The sequence below is a fragment of the Pseudomonas chaetocerotis genome (assembly GCF_015712105.2).
Classification (GTDB): Bacteria; Pseudomonadota; Gammaproteobacteria; order Pseudomonadales; family Pseudomonadaceae; genus Aquipseudomonas; species Aquipseudomonas chaetocerotis.
This window is the reverse complement of sequence record NZ_JACFYX020000008.1, coordinates 229953-245748: the sequence shown is the minus strand read 5'-3', so window position 1 is coordinate 245748 and position 15796 is coordinate 229953. Positions and strand designations below refer to the sequence as shown.

Genomic DNA, 15796 nt, shown 5'->3' with positions numbered 1-15796 from the left:
CCCTCTCCCGCAAGCGGGAGAGGGGAGAAAAGCGCCCACAAAGGTTGGCGGTTGTAGGGTGGATGGCGCTTTATCCATCCACCGATGGCGACTCACTGGTGGATGAGAAGAGCGTCATCCACCCTACGCAGCACCAGTTCGCAGTAGGCTCATGGCTGCAACACCGACGACACCAGCAACTGCGAATACGGATGCTGCGGATCGTCGAGAATCTGGTCGGTCAGCCCCGCCTCCACGACCTTCGAGCGCCGCATCACCATCAGGCGGTCGGCCAGCAGGCGCGCCACCGCCAGGTCGTGGGTGACGATCACCACCGCCAGGTCCAGCTCGCGTACCAACCCGCGCAGCAGATCCAGCAGGCGCGCCTGAACGGAGACATCGAGGCCCCCGGTCGGCTCGTCCATGAACACCAGGCGCGGCGCGGAGACCAGGTTGCGGGCGATCTGCAGGCGCTGCTGCATGCCGCCGGAGAAGGTGCGCGGCAGGTCGTCGATACGCGCCGGGTCGATCTCCACCTGGCTCAGCCAGTCGAGCCCGGCGGCGCGCAGCTCGCCATAGTGGCGCACGCCCTGGGCCATCAGCCGCTCGCCGATGTTGGCGCCGGCCGATACCGCCATGCGCAGGCCGTCACGCGGGTTCTGCTCGACGAAGCCCCATTCGGTGCGCAGCAACGTACGCCGCTCGGCCTCGCTGGCGCTGTACAAGTCGAGCCACTGGCCGTCGCGGGCGCGATAACTCACGTTGCCGCGATCCGGCAGGCAGCGCCCGGAGAGCAAGCTGAGCAAGGTCGACTTGCCCGAGCCGGACTCGCCGACGATGCCCAGCACCTCACCAGGATAGAGGTCGAAGCTCACCCCCTGGCAGCCCTTTTCCGGGCCGTACAGGCGGGTCAGATCGCGCGCCGAGAACAGCGGCTCGGCCATTGCCAGAGCAGGTTGCAGACGTTCGGCGGCGCTCATTGCAGGTTCTCCTCAAGACGCTCGGTGCGCTGACGGCAGTAGTCGGTATCGGAGCAGACGTAGCGCTTGCTGCCGGCATCGTCGACGATCAGCTCGTCGAGGAAGGACTCGCTGCTGCCACAGAAAGCGCAGCACTCCTCCCACTGCTGCACGGCGAAGGGGTGATCCTCGAAGTCCAGACTGACCACCTGGGTGAACGGCGGGACGGCGTAGAGGCGCTTCTCACGCCCCGCGCCGAACAGCATCAGCGCCGGGCTCATGTCCAGCTTGGGGTTGTCGAATTTCGGGATCGGCGACGGGTCCATCACGTAGCGCTCATCCACCGTCACCGGGTAGGCATAGGCGGTAGCGATATGGCCGAAGGTGGCGATGTCCTCATACAGCTTCACGTGCATCACGCCGTAGTCCTCCAGCGCATGCATGGTCCTTGTCTCCTGCTCGCTCGGTTCGATGAAACGCAGCGGCTCGGGAATCGGCACCTGGTAGACCATGATCTGCCCGGCCGAAAGTGGCGTTTCGGGGATGCGATGGCGGGTCTGGATCACGCTGGCCTCCACCGTGCGCTCAGTGGTGGCAACGCCGGCGGTGCGGGCGAAGAAGCGACGGATCGACACCGCGTTGGTGGTGTCGTCAGCGCCCTGGTCGATCACCTTGAGCACATCATCCGCACCGAGAATGGCGGCGGTCAGTTGCATGCCACCGGTGCCCCAGCCGTAGGGCAGCGGCATCTCGCGGCCGCCGAAGGGCACCTGGTAGCCGGGGATGGATACGGCCTTGAGCAGGCCACGACGAATCATGCGCTTGGTCTGTTCGTCGAGGTAGGCGAAGTTGTAGGCCGACGCCTCGCGGGCGCCGCTTGCAGTGGACATGTTCATCAGCGGTTCTCCTCTGCCGGCGCCTGGCGGCGCAGCTTGCGGATCAGTTCCAGTTCGGCCTGGAAGTCGACGTAGTGCGGCAATTTGAGGTGCGAGACAAAGCCGGCGGCCTCGACGTTGTCGCAGTGCATCAGCACGAATTCCTCCTCCTGCGCCGGGCCCTGCACTTCCTCACCGTACTCGCCGGCGCGCAGGGCGCGGTCGACCAGGGCCATGCCCATGGCCTTGCGTTCGGCGTAACCGAAGGCCAAGCCGTAGCCACGGGTGAACTGCGCCTGCTCGGCGCTTTCACCGACGAACTGGTTGACCATCTCGCACTCGGTGATTTCGATGTCGCCCAGCGGCACGGCGAAGCCCAGTTCGGCGGGCGTCATCCACACCTCGACGTCACCAATACGGATCTCCCCGGCGAACGGGTGGTTGCGGCCGTAGCCGCGCTGGGTGGAATAACCCAGCGCCAGGAGGAAGCCTTCGTCGCCACGGGCCAACGCCTGCAGGCGCTCGGCACGTTTGGCGGGAAAGGCCAGCGGCTCGCGGGTGATGTCCGGCACCGGTGCGCCATCGTCCATCTCGCGGGCCATCAGCCCCTCTTCGGCGAGAAAGTCCAGCACCCGAGGGCAGGCTTTCGGTTCATCGATCACGGCGCTTTCCGGTGCCGGGTACTCGCCCTCGGCCAGCAGGGCAAAGTCCAGCAGGCGGTGGGTGTAGTCGAAGGTCGGGCCGAGCAGTTGGCCACCGGGCAGGTCCTTGAAGGTGGCAGAGATGCGGCGCTCCAGCTGCATTTTCGTACTGTCCAGCGGCTCGCTGGCGCCGAAACGCGGCAAGGTGGTGCGGTAGGCACGCAAGAGGAAGATGGCTTCCATCAGGTCGCCGGCCGCCTGCTTGATGGCCAGTGCGGCCAGTTCCTCGTCGTACAGCGAGCCTTCGCTCATCACACGGGCCACGGCCAGCGGCATTTGCTGACGCACCTGCTCCACGCCCAGTTCGGCGACGGCGGAGTCGCCACGGCGACGGCTGGCCAGCAGTTGATGGGCATTGTCGATGGCGCGTTCGCCACCCTTGACGGCGACATACATCAGGCAGCCTCCTCGGTTTCGATCAGCACGCGGGTGCTGCGCGGCAGGCCGATCACCTCACCGCCTGCGGCGAAGAAGCAATCCAGACCACGGGGAAAGGCGCTGCGCGCCTGGCGCTGCTGCCAGAACGACGCCGGCAGCGGCAGGTTGACGCTGCGCACGTCCTTGATGCCCGGCCCACGCCAGCGCAGCGGGGCACCGGCGTGCAGGTCAGCGAGCTGAATCAGTAATGTGCAGGACTGATCCGGGTAGCGCTCGCTGCCGTTGTCGAAGTCCGACAGGTCGGTGAGTTCGCTTTCGTCGAGCAGAGCAAACAGGGCGATCTCGCGCTCGGCGACGATCGGGCAACCACAATGGAAAGCCAGATTGGCGCGGATCAGCGGCGTATCGAAGCGCGGTGCGAGCCACAGCGGGGTGTCGCTGTCGAGGAAGGCCAGGCACAGGCCATAGGTGGCCGGCGCCAGATCGCCCAGGGCATGGGCGCGGGCCATCGACTGGCTCAGGCCGGGTTCGGCCAGGGCAGCGAGGGCGGCGCGGAAGCTGACCTGGGCGTCCAACACCGGGTCGTCGAAAGCCGGTTGCAGCCAGTGCGAGCTGTGCGGCGTAGTCATCAATCCTCTCCTCTGACCAGGGTGAAGAACTCCACCTGGGTGGTGGCAGTCTGTGCGGCCCGAGCCAGGCGCTGTTCGCGCTGCTGACGGGCCAGGGGTTCGATCAGATCACTGAGCCAGCGCGCCTGGTCACTGCCCTGCAGGTGGGCGTCGGCCAATGCCGCCAGTTCGGCGCGGCGCTTGTCGCGTCCGGCCAGATAGCTGTAGCCGGTGCGTCCATCGGCCAGGCGCACCACGCAGCGGGTCACGGTCATCTCGCCGAGATTGAAGGCGCTGCCGGTGCCCCCCATGCGTCCGCGCACCAGGGTCATGCCGACCTCGGGGGAGCGGATCAGTTGGTAGGCGCTGTCCTTGAGCGCCGCCTCATGGGCATCGAGGGCGTCGCCGGCGCGGGCCAGCACGCCCATCCAGCGCTGGCGCGCGGCGATGTTCGGATCATGGTCGTTCATGCGGGTCTCCATCAGGTCGCTACCTGGTACTGGAAGCGGTCGGCGCGGCTGCTGGACTGCGCCAGCTCCACCGCACGACCGGCAGGGTCGCGGGACAGGGTGAGTACGCTGAGCAGCGGCGCATGGCGTGGCATCAGCAGGTGCGCGGCTTCTTCGCGGCTGGGCAGGCGCGCACCGATCAGGCTGAAAGTGCGCGCCAACGGCAGGTCGCGCTCAGCCAGGTACTGGCGCAGCGAACCGCCCTGGTAGTCCGCCAACAGCGGCGCCAGGCTGGCGCAGAAACGGTGACGGATCAGGCTCATCGGCTGACCGTCGAGCAGGCGCAGCGTGGCCAGTTCGATCAGCTCGCTGCCATCGGGCAGGTGCAGGTGGCGGCACTCCTCGCTGCTGCCACTGCGGCGAAGGCGCTCGATCAGTTGCGCCTCGACCCGGTGGCCGAGCGCCGACAGCGACTGGCTGAAGGCACTGCCCGCCTCCACCGGATAAACCAACGGCTTGGCCAGCACCTGAGTGCCCTTGCCCTGGCGACGCAGCAGGCGGCCTTCGAGGACCAGTTCGTCCACCGCGCGGCGCAGGGTGTGACGGTTGACGGAAAACCGCGCGGCCAGTTGCATCTCGCCCGGCAGGTAGTCGCCCGGACTCATGCGCTGCAGGTCTTCGCGCAGCACGGCAGCCAGTTCGCGGTACAGCGGCTCGCTTTGTCTAGACAAGTTCATCGTTTGAAAAGGGCGCACGCAGGCGCCCTCCCTCCTATTCAGATAAAGAGCTTGCGCAGGCGCTGTGACAGGATGTCGATGGCGCTCACCACCAGGATGATCACGATCAGCAGCGCGCAGGTCTGGGCGAACTGGAAGCCGCGGATAGCCTCCCAGAGGATCACGCCGATACCACCAGCGCCGACCATGCCGACCACCGTGGCCGAGCGTACGTTGGACTCGAAACGGTACAGCGAGTAGGAAATCCACAGTGGCAGCACCTGCGGGATGACGCCGAAGATCACCTCCTGCAAGGCGCTGGCACCGGTAGCGCGCACCCCTTCGACTGGGCCAGGGTCGATGGCCTCGACCGCTTCGGCGAACAGCTTGGCCAGCACCCCGGTGGTGCTGATGAACAGTGCCAGCACGCCGGCGAAGGGGCCGAGACCGACCGCGACGACGAAGAGCATGGCGAAGACCATTTCGTTGATCGAACGGCAGGCATCCATCACTCGGCGTACCGGCTGATAGATCCACCAGGGCACGATGTTCTCGGAGCAGAGAATGCCCAGAGGAATGGCGCAGATGATGGCCAGCACCGTACCCCAGAGGGCGATCTGCACGGTGACCACCATCTCCTTGAGGTAGTGCTGCCAGTTGCTGAAGTCCGGCGGAAAGAAGTCGGCGGCGAAGGTGGCCATGTTGTCGGCATCGCGCACCAGCGCCAGCGGGTTCATTTCCGCGCCCTGCCAGGACCAGGCAAGTACGGCGAAGAACAGGCCCCAGCCAATAAGTTGCGGCCAGCTGCGCTTGCCGTCGGCGACCGGGGTGGCGGTGGTCAGTGTGGTCATGGGTAATTCTCGATCCTGTTAGAGACGCTTCAGCGGCGAGCGTTGCGCGAGCCGCCCCACCAGCGCGGGGCGGCCCTCGGGGTCAGCCGGCGCTGGCGCCGCCTTGCTTCTCACGCTCGGCCATACGCTGTTCCAGCTTGGCCAGCTCGGCATCCAGTTCCTTGAGCTGAGCCTGCTTGTCGGCGTCCTTGAGCGTGGCGTTGTTAGCCACTTCGGTGCGTTTCTTGAACAGTTCGAGCTGGCGAATCGGCAGCAGCTGATCGTTGTCGGAAGCCTTGAACTGACCCCACTGCAGGCCTGCGAGTACCTTCTTCTCTTCCGGCTTGGCGCCGTAGTTCATGAAGAAGTCACGCAGCTTGTCGCGGGTTTCCTGCGGCAGGTTCTTGCGCCAGACGATCGGGTCGGACGGGATCAGCGGCGAGGTCCAGATCACCTTGAGTTGCGCGGCCTTGTCCGGCGCAGTCACTTCCAGGCGCTCCATGCCCTCGCTGTTGAAGGTGCCGACATCGACCTGCTTGTTGGCCACCGACAAGGCGTTGACCTCATGACTGCCGTTGAGCGAGCGTTTGAAGATCTTGCCGGCGTCTGCGTTGTTCTGGGCGAACACGTAGTAGCCAGGCACCAGGTAGCCGGAAGTGGAGTTGGGGTCGCCGTTGGCGAAGGTCAGGTTCTTGGCGTTCTTGAGCATGTCCTCGACCGAGTCGATCGCGCTGTCCTTGTGCGCCACCAGCAGGCTGTAGTAACCCTGCGCGCCGTTGGCCGCCACGGTCTGGGCAAAGATCTCGCCGCCAGCGCGGTCCACCGCTTCCATCGCCGACTTGTTGCCGTACCAGGCCACATCGACCTTGTCGAAGCGCATGCCCTGGATGATCCCGGCATAGTCAGGGGCAAAGAAGGCGTTGATCTTCACGCCGGTCTGCGTGCTCATGTCGGCCAGGAAGGGCTCCCACATGGCCTTGAGGTTCTGCGAGGACTCGGTGGAAATGATGCCGAAGTTGAGTTCCTCGGCGGCCTGGGCCGAGCCCAGCAGGGAACCGGTGACGAGCGCGGAGGCAGCCAGCATATGGCCGATGCGTTTGAACATGGAGCACACTCCTGTTGCAGGTTGGCGTTGTTGTTTCGAGTGAGGGAGGTGACGTCAGGCCTTGGCCAGCGTCAGCGGACGCTCTACAGCCCGAGGGCGCTGCCCTTGCGGCAGCAGCAGGCTGATATCGAGATCGCCGCCGTAGAGGTCGTTGAGGAAATCGGGGTTGAAGCCCGTGGTCGGGCCATCGAAATGGATGCGCCCACCCTTCAGCGCAACCGCACGCTGGCAATAGCGCACCGCGTAGTCGACCTGATGTAGAGTCACCACCACTGTCTTGCCGTCGTGACGGTTGATGTCGGCGAGAATCTCCATCACCTTGCGCGCCGACTCCGGGTCGAGCGAGGCGATCGGTTCATCGGCGAGAATCACTTCGGCCTGTTGGCACAACGCGCGGGCGATAGCCACGCGTTGCTGCTGCCCGCCTGAGAGGGTCGAAGCACGCTGAGCAGCGAACTCGGCCAGACCGACCCGCTCCAGCGCCTGCATGGCACGCTGTTTTTCCTCGGCATTGAACAGCCCGAGACTGCCACGCCAGCGCGGCATGCGCCCCAGACCACCGAGCAGCACGTTCTGCAGCACACTGAGGCGTCCCACCAGATTGAACTGCTGGAAGATGTAGCCGATATCGGCACGCTGACGACGCACATCGCCGTTCAGACGGCCATCGGCCTGCACCTGCCGCCCGAGCACTTCGATACTGCCGGCATCGCCGCGCGCCAAGCCAGCAAGATGACGCAGCAGGGTCGACTTGCCCGAACCCGACGCGCCGATCAACGCCACCATTTCGCCCGGCTGTACCGAGAGAGCCAGATCGAACAATGCCTGTTTACGGCCGAAGCTTTTGTTCAGACGGTCGACTCGAATCGCTGCGCGCATGGGCTGGCCCTCTACTATCATTGTCGATACGAAGGCAGCGAACTGGCGCCTTCTGGTGTAGACCAAGGTAGGCGCAGGCTGTGTCAGACTTGTGAATCAGTGATGACGATTGAGTGACCGAAACTTTTATAATCGAGCACAGCATCAGCATGACTTCTGCCGAATACAGCGCATTTCAGACAATCGGTGCTGGCATAAAGCCGCCACCTGATTCACAATCCGACACGTATTTGGCGTCAAGGAATTGTTCAGATGACTCTCGGGTCATAATGACGCAGAACGCGATACCGGTTGAACGGCTAGTGCGAAACACGGTCAAACCGGTGACAATCTCGACACTGACTACCAGTATCGCTCCCTGAACTAACCGGTAATGTATGCGCCCTATGAAACAGGCTATTTATTCCAGCCGCACGGCTGACAAATTTGTCGTTCGCTTGCCAGATGGCATGCGTGAGCGTATCGCTGACGTAGCACGCAACCATCACCGCAGCATGAATTCGGAAATCATCGCCCGCCTGGAGCAAAGCATGCTTCAGGAAGGTGCTCTGGATGACGATCTCAGCCTGCGCCTCGACAGCCCTGAACTGAGCCTCCACGAGCGTGAATTGCTGCAGCGTTTTCGTCAGTTGTCGCGCCGCCAGCAGAACGCGCTGGTCGCTCTGATTGCCCACGACGTGGAAATGGCCGCCGAAGAAGCCTGAGGCGAGCCCACAAAAAAACCGGCCTTGAGCCGGTTTTTTTTGTGGGCAACGAAAAGGCACGGAGCGAACTCCGCGCCGCAATCAGCCAACGAAACTGAGCAACACCCCCGCCGCCACCGCCGAGCCAATCACCCCGGCCACGTTCGGCCCCATGGCATGCATCAGCAGGAAGTTCTGCGGATTGGCTTCCAGACCGACCTTGTTCGATACCCGAGCCGCCATCGGCACTGCCGACACACCGGCCGAGCCGATCAACGGATTGACCTTGTTGCTGCTGAACAGGTTCATCAGCTTGGCCATCAGCACACCGGCCGCAGTGCCTGCGCAAAACGCCACCATGCCCAGCATGAGAATGCCCAGGGTCTTGAGCTGCAGGAAGGCTTCGGCCGACAGCTTCGAACCCACGGTCAGACCGAGGAAGATGGTGACGATATTGATCAGCGCATTACGCGAAGTATCGGCCAGGCGCTCGACTACACCGGCCTCGCGCAACAGATTGCCGAGGGCGAACATGCCGATCAGCGGCGCGGCGTCAGGCAGCAGCATGCCAATCAGAACGCACAGTACGATAGGGAAGATGATCTTCTCGGTCTGCCCCACCGGGCGCAACTGCTGCATGACGATGGCGCGCTCCTCCTTGGTGGTCAACGCACGCATGATCGGCGGCTGCAGCAACGGCACCAGCGCCATGTAGGCATAGGCCGCGACGGCGATGGGCCCGAGCAGATCAGGCGCCAGCTTTGAGGTAACGAAGATCGAGGTCGGCCCATCCGCCCCGCCGATGATGGCGATGGACGCCGCCTCCTTGAGGGTGAACTCCATGCCGGGAATGCCCAGCGCAGTGATCGCCAGGGCGCCGAGCAGGGTGCCGAAGATGCCGAACTGCGCAGCGGCGCCAAGCAGCAGCGTCTTCGGATTGGCCAGCATCGGACCGAAGTCGGTCATGGCGCCGACGCCGAGGAAGATCAGCAGCGGGAAGATGCTGGTCGGCAGGCCCACTTCATAGATCAGGTGCAGGAAACCCGCGCCCTCGGCCATGTTGGCCACCGGAATGTTCGACAACAGGCCACCGAAGCCGATGGGCACCAGCAACAGGGGCTCGAAGCCCTTCTTGATGGCCAGGTAGATCAGCAACAGGCAGACCGCGATCATGAATGCCTGACCGGGCTCCAGATGGTACAGACCAGTGCTCTGCCAGAGCTTGAGCAGCTTTTCCATGACGCGCCCCTCAGCCGATGGTCAGCAGGCTTGCGCCCACTGCCACTGCATCGCCGACCTTGACGTTGACGGCACCGATGGTACCGGCCTTGAAGGCGCGGATCTCGGTTTCCATCTTCATTGCTTCGAGGATGATCACCAGTTGCCCCTCCTCCACGACCTGACCAGGCTGCACCAACACCTTGAAGATATTGCCAGCCAGCGGCGCGGCTTGCGGCTCGCCGCCGCCCACTGCGACCGGAGCCGCCGGTACGGTGCTCGCCGCACCACCGACGGGCTTGATACCTTCGATATCGCCGCCTTCGTTCACCTGCACGACGAACGACTTGCCATTGACCTCGACGGTGTAGACCTCAGGCTTGCCTGCCTCGCGAGCCGGGGCTTGCTTACCGGTCGGCACAGGCTCGAAGACCGCCGGGTTGCCGCGATTTTCCAGGAACTTTAAGCCGATCTGTGGGAACAGCGCATAAGTCAGGACGTCGTCGATTTCGTCGACAGCCAGCTTGATGCCTTTCTCCTGAGCAATGCCCTTGAGTTCGGCAGTCAGCTTGTCCATCTCGGACTCAAGCAGATCAGCCGGACGACAGGTGATCGCTTCGCCACCGTCGAGTACACGGGCCTGCAGCTCGGCGTTGAACGGCGCGGGCGCGGCGCCATACTCGCCCTTGAGCACGCCGGCGGTTTCCTTGGTGATGGACTTGTAACGCTCGCCGGTGAGCACATTGATCACCGCCTGAGTGCCAACGATCTGCGAAGTGGGCGTCACCAGCGGGATGAAACCCAGGTCTTCGCGCACGCGGGGGATCTCGGCCAGCACCAGGTCGAACTTGTCCTGGGCGCCCTGTTCCTTGAGTTGGCTTTCCATGTTGGTGAGCATGCCGCCAGGCACCTGAGCGACCAGGATGCGCGAGTCGACGCCCTTGAGGTTACCTTCGAACATCGCATATTTCTTGCGCACCTCGCGGAAGTACGCGGCGATTTCTTCCAGCAGCGCCAGGTTCAGCCCAGTGTCGCGCTCGGTGCCCTGGAACATGGCCACTACCGACTCGGTCGGCGAATGACCATAGGTCATCGACAGCGAGGAAATCGCGGTGTCGACGTTGTCGATACCGGCTTCCACCGCCTTGAGAATGGCCACCGACGACAGCCCGGCGGTTGCATGGCACTGCATATGGATCGGGATCGCCAGGCTGGCCTTCAGGCGCGACACCAACTCGAAGGCGGTATAGGGCGTAAGAATGCCGGCCATGTCCTTGATCGCTACCGAATCGGCGCCCATGTCTTCGATCTGCTTGGCCAGATCGACCCACATGTCCAGCGTGTGCACCGGGCTGGTGGTGTAGGAGATAGTGCCCTGGGCATGCTTGCCCTGCTGCTTGACGGCCTTGAGGGCGGTTTCCAGGTTGCGCGGGTCGTTCATCGCATCGAATACGCGGAACACATCGACGCCGTTGACGGCGGCGCGCTCGACGAACTTTTCCACCACGTCATCGGCATAGTGGCGGTAGCCCAACAGGTTCTGCCCGCGCAGCAGCATCTGCTGGCGGGTATTGGGCATGGCTTTCTTCAGTTCGCGGATGCGCTCCCAGGGATCTTCACCGAGATAACGAATGCAGGCATCGAAGGTCGCGCCGCCCCAGGATTCCACCGACCAGAAGCCGACCTGATCGAGCTTGGGCGCAATCGGCAGCATGTCTTCGAGACGAACACGCGTCGCCAGGATCGATTGATGCGCATCACGCAGCACCACATCGGTGATTCCGAGTGCTTGTTTTACGGCAGTCATACAGGAGCTCCCTCTGAACCTGATCAACCGCGGCGCGCGCGGTGCTGGGCAATAGCGGTTTGGATGGCGACCAGTGTTTCTGCATCCGGCTCATGGCTGGCTGACCTGAAACTAGGCGCTGGAGAAGAAATAGCCGGGCTCGGCGCGGACGGAGCGAAGGTCGCGATCAGACGTGACATCAGACTGACCACACCCACCAGCAACACCAGAAAGACAAATACGAAGCCCATGCCGAACAGCATGAGTTCGACACCCTCGAGCAGCAGTTCACTGGAGGTCATCTTGGCTCCTTTGGCCAGCAGCCAGGCGGCTGCGTTCATTATTGATTAGGAGCGCCCAGAGTCAGCGCCTGGGCAAAGCTGGCGAACCTTAGCGTGAAACGAGCGTTTGAAGCAAACGCCAATAGGGCCGTACGGGCTATTTATGTAGTGGTTTATAAGCATCCACTACCAAAGAAGCATAAAGGCCCTGCAAGCGAAGCCTCAGGATGTGGAGCGAGCCACGGAATCAACGGCAGGAGCAAGCCTCAGCAGGGTCTTGAAGTGGCGCGTCTCATCGCCAGGGGTGCGCCCGAACAGGCGCTTGAACTCCCGATTGAACTGCGACGGACTTTCATACCCGACGCACTGCGCAGCACTGAGCGCACTCATGTCGCTGCGGATCATCAGCAGCCGCGCCTGATGCAGGCGAATGGCCTTGAGGTACTGCAGCGGCGAACGGCTGGTCATCGCCTTGAAATGCACATGGAAGGTCGGCACGCTCATGCTGGCGACTTCGGCCAGCGAGGGCACATCGAGCGACTCCTGATAATCCCGGTGAATCCGCTGCAGGACGCGAGCAATACGGCCGAAATGACTGTTCTGCGCCAGGGTCGCCCGCAGGCCACTGCCCTGCTCACCCTGCAGCACGCGAAAGACGATCTCACGCAGAATCGATGGGCCGAGCAGGCGCACCTCGTCAGGGTCGGCCAGGGCCTCCAGCAGGCGCAACGTGGCGTCACTCAAGCGCGCATCCATAGGGCTGGAATAAAGCGTTGCCGGTTGAGTTGGCTGGGGCTCTTCCAGATCCATGACCAATTCGGCCACCAACAGTGGGTCGACACGCAGCGCCACCCCCAGCATGGGCTCTTCGGCACTGGCCTCGGTTTCGATGGAGAACGGCAGGGGCAGCGCCAGCACCAGATAGTGCTGCGCATCGTAAACATACAGATTGCCGTCGTGCAGCCCGCGCTTGCGCCCCTGGATCACGATCACGATGCTCGGCTCATACAACGCCGGAGTAACCGGCAGCGCGCGATTGGAGCGCATGAAGGTAACCCCATCGAGCTGCGCCGCGGTGTACCCCTCCTCGGGGGCCAGGCGCAGCATCAGTTCGACCATACGTCGCTTGATGCTCTCAGGACTCATGCTCATGCGCCGCTTTCGACTCGTGATCAATACCCGAGCATTGTAGGAAGCATTCAATAGAAACAGGCAATATCGAAAGAGTAACGAGACTTAGCAGCCGGCCCGCCCCTGCCTAGCATGGAAGCTCCATAACGCAATGGAGACCGACATGAGCAAAGTCATCCTCATCACCGGCGCCAGCAGCGGCATCGGCGAAGCCACCGCCAGACACCTGGCAAGCCTGGGTCACCGAGTGGCACTCGGCGCCCGACGCATCGAACGCCTGCAGGCACTGACAGAAGAGCTGCAGGCACAAGGTCAACATGCCTCCTGCCACGCCGTCGACGTCAGCCAACTGCATGACATGCAGGCCTTCGTCGAGCATGCCGAAACGCATCACGGGCCCATCGACGTGATCATCAACAATGCCGGCGTCATGCCGCTGTCGCCGCTCAACGCCCTGAAGGTGGATGAGTGGAACCGCATGATCGACGTCAACATCAGGGGCGTGCTGCACGGTATTGCCGCCGTGCTGCCAGGCATGGAAGAGCGCGGACGCGGCCAGGTCATCAATATCGCCTCCATCGGCGCCCACGCCGTATCGCCGACAGCGGCGGTCTACTGCGCCACCAAGTATGCCGTCTGGGCGATTTCCGAAGGCCTGCGCCAGGAAGGCGAGCGCATCCGCGTCACCACGATCTGCCCCGGCGTGGTCGAGTCCGAACTGGCCGACAGCATCTCCGATGCCAGTGCGCGCGAGGCGATGAAAGCTTTCCGGCGCGTCGCCATAGCGCCAGACGCCATCGCCCGCGCCGTGGCCTATGCAGTCGAACAGCCCGACGACGTCGACGTCAGCGAACTGATCGTGCGTCCGACCGCCAGCCCCTATTGATGGAGTCCACCATGTCTGCGAAGAACACTGCCACGGCACTGTTGATGAGCGGTGCCCTGCTAACCGGCGTGGCAATCGCGCAATCCGAGCACCCGCACCCTTATGTAGGCATGTGGGTAACGGACGACGGCCGTGTCCGCCATGAGTTATTGGCCAACGGCCGGTATGACGAGGCACGCGGCAATCGCGAAAGCGCCTATCAAGGTCACTACCGCGTCACCGGCAACCACATCGACTACGTCGACGACACCGGTTTTACCGCCGACGGTGAGTTCGTCGACGACGTGCTCTACCACGGCGGCATGGTACTGCGCCGTAAAGCCCTCCCAACCAACGAGTAACGATACCCATCAGCCAAGAGAAAAAGCCTATGAACATGCAAAAGATCATCGCTGCATTGCTACTGAGCGCATCACTCTGCCTCCCGGCCTGGGCAAGTGACACCACGGCGGCCAATCAGGCCCTGATTCAGAAAGCCTTCGATGACTGGCGCGCAGGCCAGGGAGGCATCTTCCAGTTGCTGGCCGATGATGCCGTCTGGGTCGTGGCCGGCAGCAGCCCGTACTCCGGGACCTACCCTACACGCGAGGCGTTCATGGAAGATGCAGTCAAACCCATCACTGACAAACTGGCGACACCCATCGTGCCCACCATCCGCCAGATCGTGGCGCAAGGACCCTACGTGGTCGTGCACTGGGATGGCCAGGCGACTGCCAAGGACGGCAGCCGCTACGAGAACAGTTACTCATGGCACATGCAGCTGGACAACGGCCGGATCACAAGGGTCACGGCCTTTCTCGATACCTGGCGGCTGGTCGAACTGATGAACTGAAGCGACCTACAGCAAGAAGATCGACGCCAGTCCCAGGAAGATGAAGAAACCGCCGCTGTCGGTCATGGCAGTGATCATCACACTGGCCCCCATGGCCGGGTCGCGCCCCAGGCGTGCCAAGGTCATGGGGATCAGCACCCCCATCAGCGCTGCCAGCAGCAGGTTCAGGGTCATTGCCGCCGTCATCACCACGCCCAGCGACCAGCTGCCGTAAAGCCCATAGGCGACCGCGCCGATCACCCCACCCCAGAGGATACCGTTGATCAGGGATACGCCGAGCTCCTTGCGTACCAGGCGCTTGGTATTGCCGGTGCTGACCTGATCCAGCGCCATGGCGCGTACGATCATGGTGATGGTCTGGTTACCCGAGTTACCGCCGATACCGGCTACGATGGGCATCAACGCGGCCAGCGCCACCAGCTTCTCGATCGAGCCTTCGAACAGGCCGATCACCCGCGACGCCAGAAACGCGGTGACCAGGTTGATCGCCAGCCAGGCCCAACGGTTGCGAACCGACTTCCACACCGAGGCGAAGATGTCTTCTTCCTCGCGCAGACCGGCCATGTTCAGCACTTCGCTTTCGCTTTCCTCACGGATCAGGTCGACCATCTCGTCGATGGTCAGACGCCCGATCAGCTTGCCGTTCTTGTCCACCACTGGCGCGGAAATCAGGTCGTAACGCTCGAAGGCCTGGGCGGCGTCGTAGCCATCTTCATCCGGATGGAAGCTCACCGGATCGTCGGCCATGACTTCGCCGACCTGCTTGTCCGGGTCGTTGACCAACAGGCGCTTGATCGGCAGCACGCCCTTGAGCACGCCGTCGTAATCGACCACGAACAGCTTGTCGGTATGGCCCGGTAGCTCTTTCAGGCGCCGCAGGTAACGCAGCACCACTTCCAGGCTGACATCTTCGCGGATGGTGACCATCTCGAAGTCCATCAGCGCACCGACCTGATCCTCTTCGTAGGACAGGGCCGAACGCACGCGCTCACGCTGTTGAGCGTCGAGCGACTCCATCAGCTCATGCACGACGTCGCGCGGCAGTTCTGGCGCCAGGTCGGCGAGTTCGTCGGCGTCCATGTCCTTGGCCGCAGCGAGAATCTCGTGATCGTCCATGTCGGCGATCAGGGTTTCTCGTACCGCGTCGGACACTTCCAGCAGGATGTCGCCGTCGCGCTCGGCCTTGACCAATTGCCAGACGGTCAGACGCTCATCCAGCGGCAGGGCTTCGAGGATGTGGGCGATATCCGCAGGGTGCAGATCTTCGAGCTTGCGTTGCAGCTCGACGAGATTCTGACGATGCACCAGGTTCTCGACCCGGTCGTGATGCTGGCCTTCCTGACGATGGGTCAGGTCTTCGACCAGTTTGTGCCGGTGCAGCAGTTCGATCACCTGGGCCAGGCGATCCTGCAAGCTCTCTTGCGGCTTTTTGGCTTCTACTTCAGTCATAGCGCGCTCCACCCCCAGTTGGCGGGCACGCCAGAGGGGATCAATCAGGTC

18 protein-coding genes are annotated in these 15796 nt (G+C 63.2%); 4 read left to right on the top strand and 14 right to left on the bottom strand.

Translation table 11 applies throughout. From position 1 onward, the window contains the following. Positions 1 to 149: 149 nt before the first annotated feature. The 9 genes from phnK to phnC all read right to left on the bottom strand — a co-directional run bounded on the left by phnK (position 150) and on the right by phnC (position 7479). Positions 150 to 959 (bottom strand): phosphonate C-P lyase system protein PhnK, encoded by an 810-nt coding sequence (gene phnK / locus H3221_RS16130; RefSeq protein WP_196474574.1) that lies wholly within the window; start codon positions 957 to 959, stop codon positions 150 to 152. Beyond that, complete coding sequence (locus H3221_RS16125; RefSeq protein WP_196474573.1) at positions 956 to 1834, bottom strand: alpha-D-ribose 1-methylphosphonate 5-phosphate C-P-lyase PhnJ; 879 nt, start codon at positions 1832 to 1834, stop codon at positions 956 to 958. Before H3221_RS16125 ends, phnK begins: the two co-directional genes overlap by 4 nt. Further along, the gene (locus H3221_RS16120; protein ID WP_196474572.1) at positions 1834 to 2910 is read right to left on the bottom strand and encodes a carbon-phosphorus lyase complex subunit PhnI; all 1077 of its coding nucleotides are present in this window, start codon (positions 2908 to 2910) and stop codon (positions 1834 to 1836) included. The genes H3221_RS16125 and H3221_RS16120 overlap by 1 nt, the downstream gene beginning before the upstream one ends. Continuing rightward, positions 2910 to 3521 (bottom strand): phosphonate C-P lyase system protein PhnH, encoded by a 612-nt coding sequence (gene phnH, locus H3221_RS16115; protein WP_196474571.1) that lies wholly within the window; start codon positions 3519 to 3521, stop codon positions 2910 to 2912. The genes H3221_RS16120 and phnH overlap by 1 nt, the downstream gene beginning before the upstream one ends. Further along, positions 3521 to 3970, bottom strand: a complete 450-nt coding sequence (gene phnG / locus H3221_RS16110) for a phosphonate C-P lyase system protein PhnG (protein WP_397428071.1) — start codon at positions 3968 to 3970, stop codon at positions 3521 to 3523. The genes phnH and phnG overlap by 1 nt, the downstream gene beginning before the upstream one ends. Positions 3971 to 3981: 11 nt before the next feature. After that, the gene (gene phnF, locus H3221_RS16105) at positions 3982 to 4704 is read right to left on the bottom strand and encodes a phosphonate metabolism transcriptional regulator PhnF (RefSeq protein ID WP_196474570.1); all 723 of its coding nucleotides are present in this window, start codon (positions 4702 to 4704) and stop codon (positions 3982 to 3984) included. Positions 4705 to 4724: 20 nt separating this feature from the next. After that, complete coding sequence (gene phnE, locus H3221_RS16100) at positions 4725 to 5516, bottom strand: phosphonate ABC transporter, permease protein PhnE (protein WP_196474569.1); 792 nt, start codon at positions 5514 to 5516, stop codon at positions 4725 to 4727. Between the two features lie 82 nt (positions 5517 to 5598). Then, the gene (gene phnD, locus H3221_RS16095) at positions 5599 to 6600 is read right to left on the bottom strand and encodes a phosphonate ABC transporter substrate-binding protein (RefSeq protein ID WP_196474568.1); all 1002 of its coding nucleotides are present in this window, start codon (positions 6598 to 6600) and stop codon (positions 5599 to 5601) included. A 54-nt stretch (positions 6601 to 6654) separates the two neighbouring features. After that, the gene (gene phnC / locus H3221_RS16090; protein ID WP_192981041.1) at positions 6655 to 7479 is read right to left on the bottom strand and encodes a phosphonate ABC transporter ATP-binding protein; all 825 of its coding nucleotides are present in this window, start codon (positions 7477 to 7479) and stop codon (positions 6655 to 6657) included. A 377-nt stretch (positions 7480 to 7856) separates the two neighbouring features. Between phnC and H3221_RS16085 the strand changes: the two genes are divergently transcribed. Continuing rightward, positions 7857 to 8183, top strand: a complete 327-nt coding sequence (locus H3221_RS16085) for an Arc family DNA-binding protein (protein ID WP_003461866.1) — start codon at positions 7857 to 7859, stop codon at positions 8181 to 8183. An 81-nt stretch (positions 8184 to 8264) separates the two neighbouring features. Here H3221_RS16085 and H3221_RS16080 read toward each other — a convergent pair whose 3' ends face one another. From H3221_RS16080 to H3221_RS16065, 4 genes are all read right to left on the bottom strand, one after another. After that, positions 8265 to 9401, bottom strand: a complete 1137-nt coding sequence (locus H3221_RS16080; RefSeq protein WP_192981042.1) for a sodium ion-translocating decarboxylase subunit beta — start codon at positions 9399 to 9401, stop codon at positions 8265 to 8267. A 10-nt stretch (positions 9402 to 9411) separates the two neighbouring features. Next, positions 9412 to 11187: a sodium-extruding oxaloacetate decarboxylase subunit alpha gene (gene oadA, locus H3221_RS16075; RefSeq protein ID WP_196474567.1), complete on the bottom strand. Its 1776-nt coding sequence runs from the start codon at positions 11185 to 11187 to the stop codon at positions 9412 to 9414. 23 nt (positions 11188 to 11210) lie between these two features. Beyond that, positions 11211 to 11468 carry an OadG family protein gene (locus H3221_RS16070; protein WP_196474566.1) on the bottom strand — a complete coding sequence of 86 codons (258 nt, stop codon included), beginning with the start codon at positions 11466 to 11468 and terminating at the stop codon, positions 11211 to 11213. Positions 11469 to 11669: 201 nt separating this feature from the next. Continuing rightward, the gene (locus H3221_RS16065) at positions 11670 to 12566 is read right to left on the bottom strand and encodes an AraC family transcriptional regulator (protein ID WP_196474612.1); all 897 of its coding nucleotides are present in this window, start codon (positions 12564 to 12566) and stop codon (positions 11670 to 11672) included. A gap of 163 nt (positions 12567 to 12729) precedes the next feature. Here H3221_RS16065 and H3221_RS16060 point away from each other — a divergent pair, with 163 nt between their 5' ends. From H3221_RS16060 to H3221_RS16050, 3 genes are read left to right on the top strand one after another with little or no spacing between them, the layout of a single operon-like run. Further along, positions 12730 to 13464 (top strand): SDR family oxidoreductase, encoded by a 735-nt coding sequence (locus H3221_RS16060; RefSeq protein WP_397428070.1) that lies wholly within the window; start codon positions 12730 to 12732, stop codon positions 13462 to 13464. Between the two features lie 44 nt (positions 13465 to 13508). After that, positions 13509 to 13805 carry an Atu4866 domain-containing protein gene (locus H3221_RS16055; protein WP_224490645.1) on the top strand — a complete coding sequence of 99 codons (297 nt, stop codon included), beginning with the start codon at positions 13509 to 13511 and terminating at the stop codon, positions 13803 to 13805. 29 nt (positions 13806 to 13834) lie between these two features. Beyond that, positions 13835 to 14296, top strand: a complete 462-nt coding sequence (locus H3221_RS16050; protein ID WP_196474564.1) for a nuclear transport factor 2 family protein — start codon at positions 13835 to 13837, stop codon at positions 14294 to 14296. 6 nt (positions 14297 to 14302) lie between these two features. On the opposite strand, the gene mgtE is transcribed toward H3221_RS16050, so the two are convergent. Further along, complete coding sequence (gene mgtE, locus H3221_RS16045) at positions 14303 to 15745, bottom strand: magnesium transporter (RefSeq protein WP_160020292.1); 1443 nt, start codon at positions 15743 to 15745, stop codon at positions 14303 to 14305. Positions 15746 to 15796: the final 51 nt, after the last annotated feature.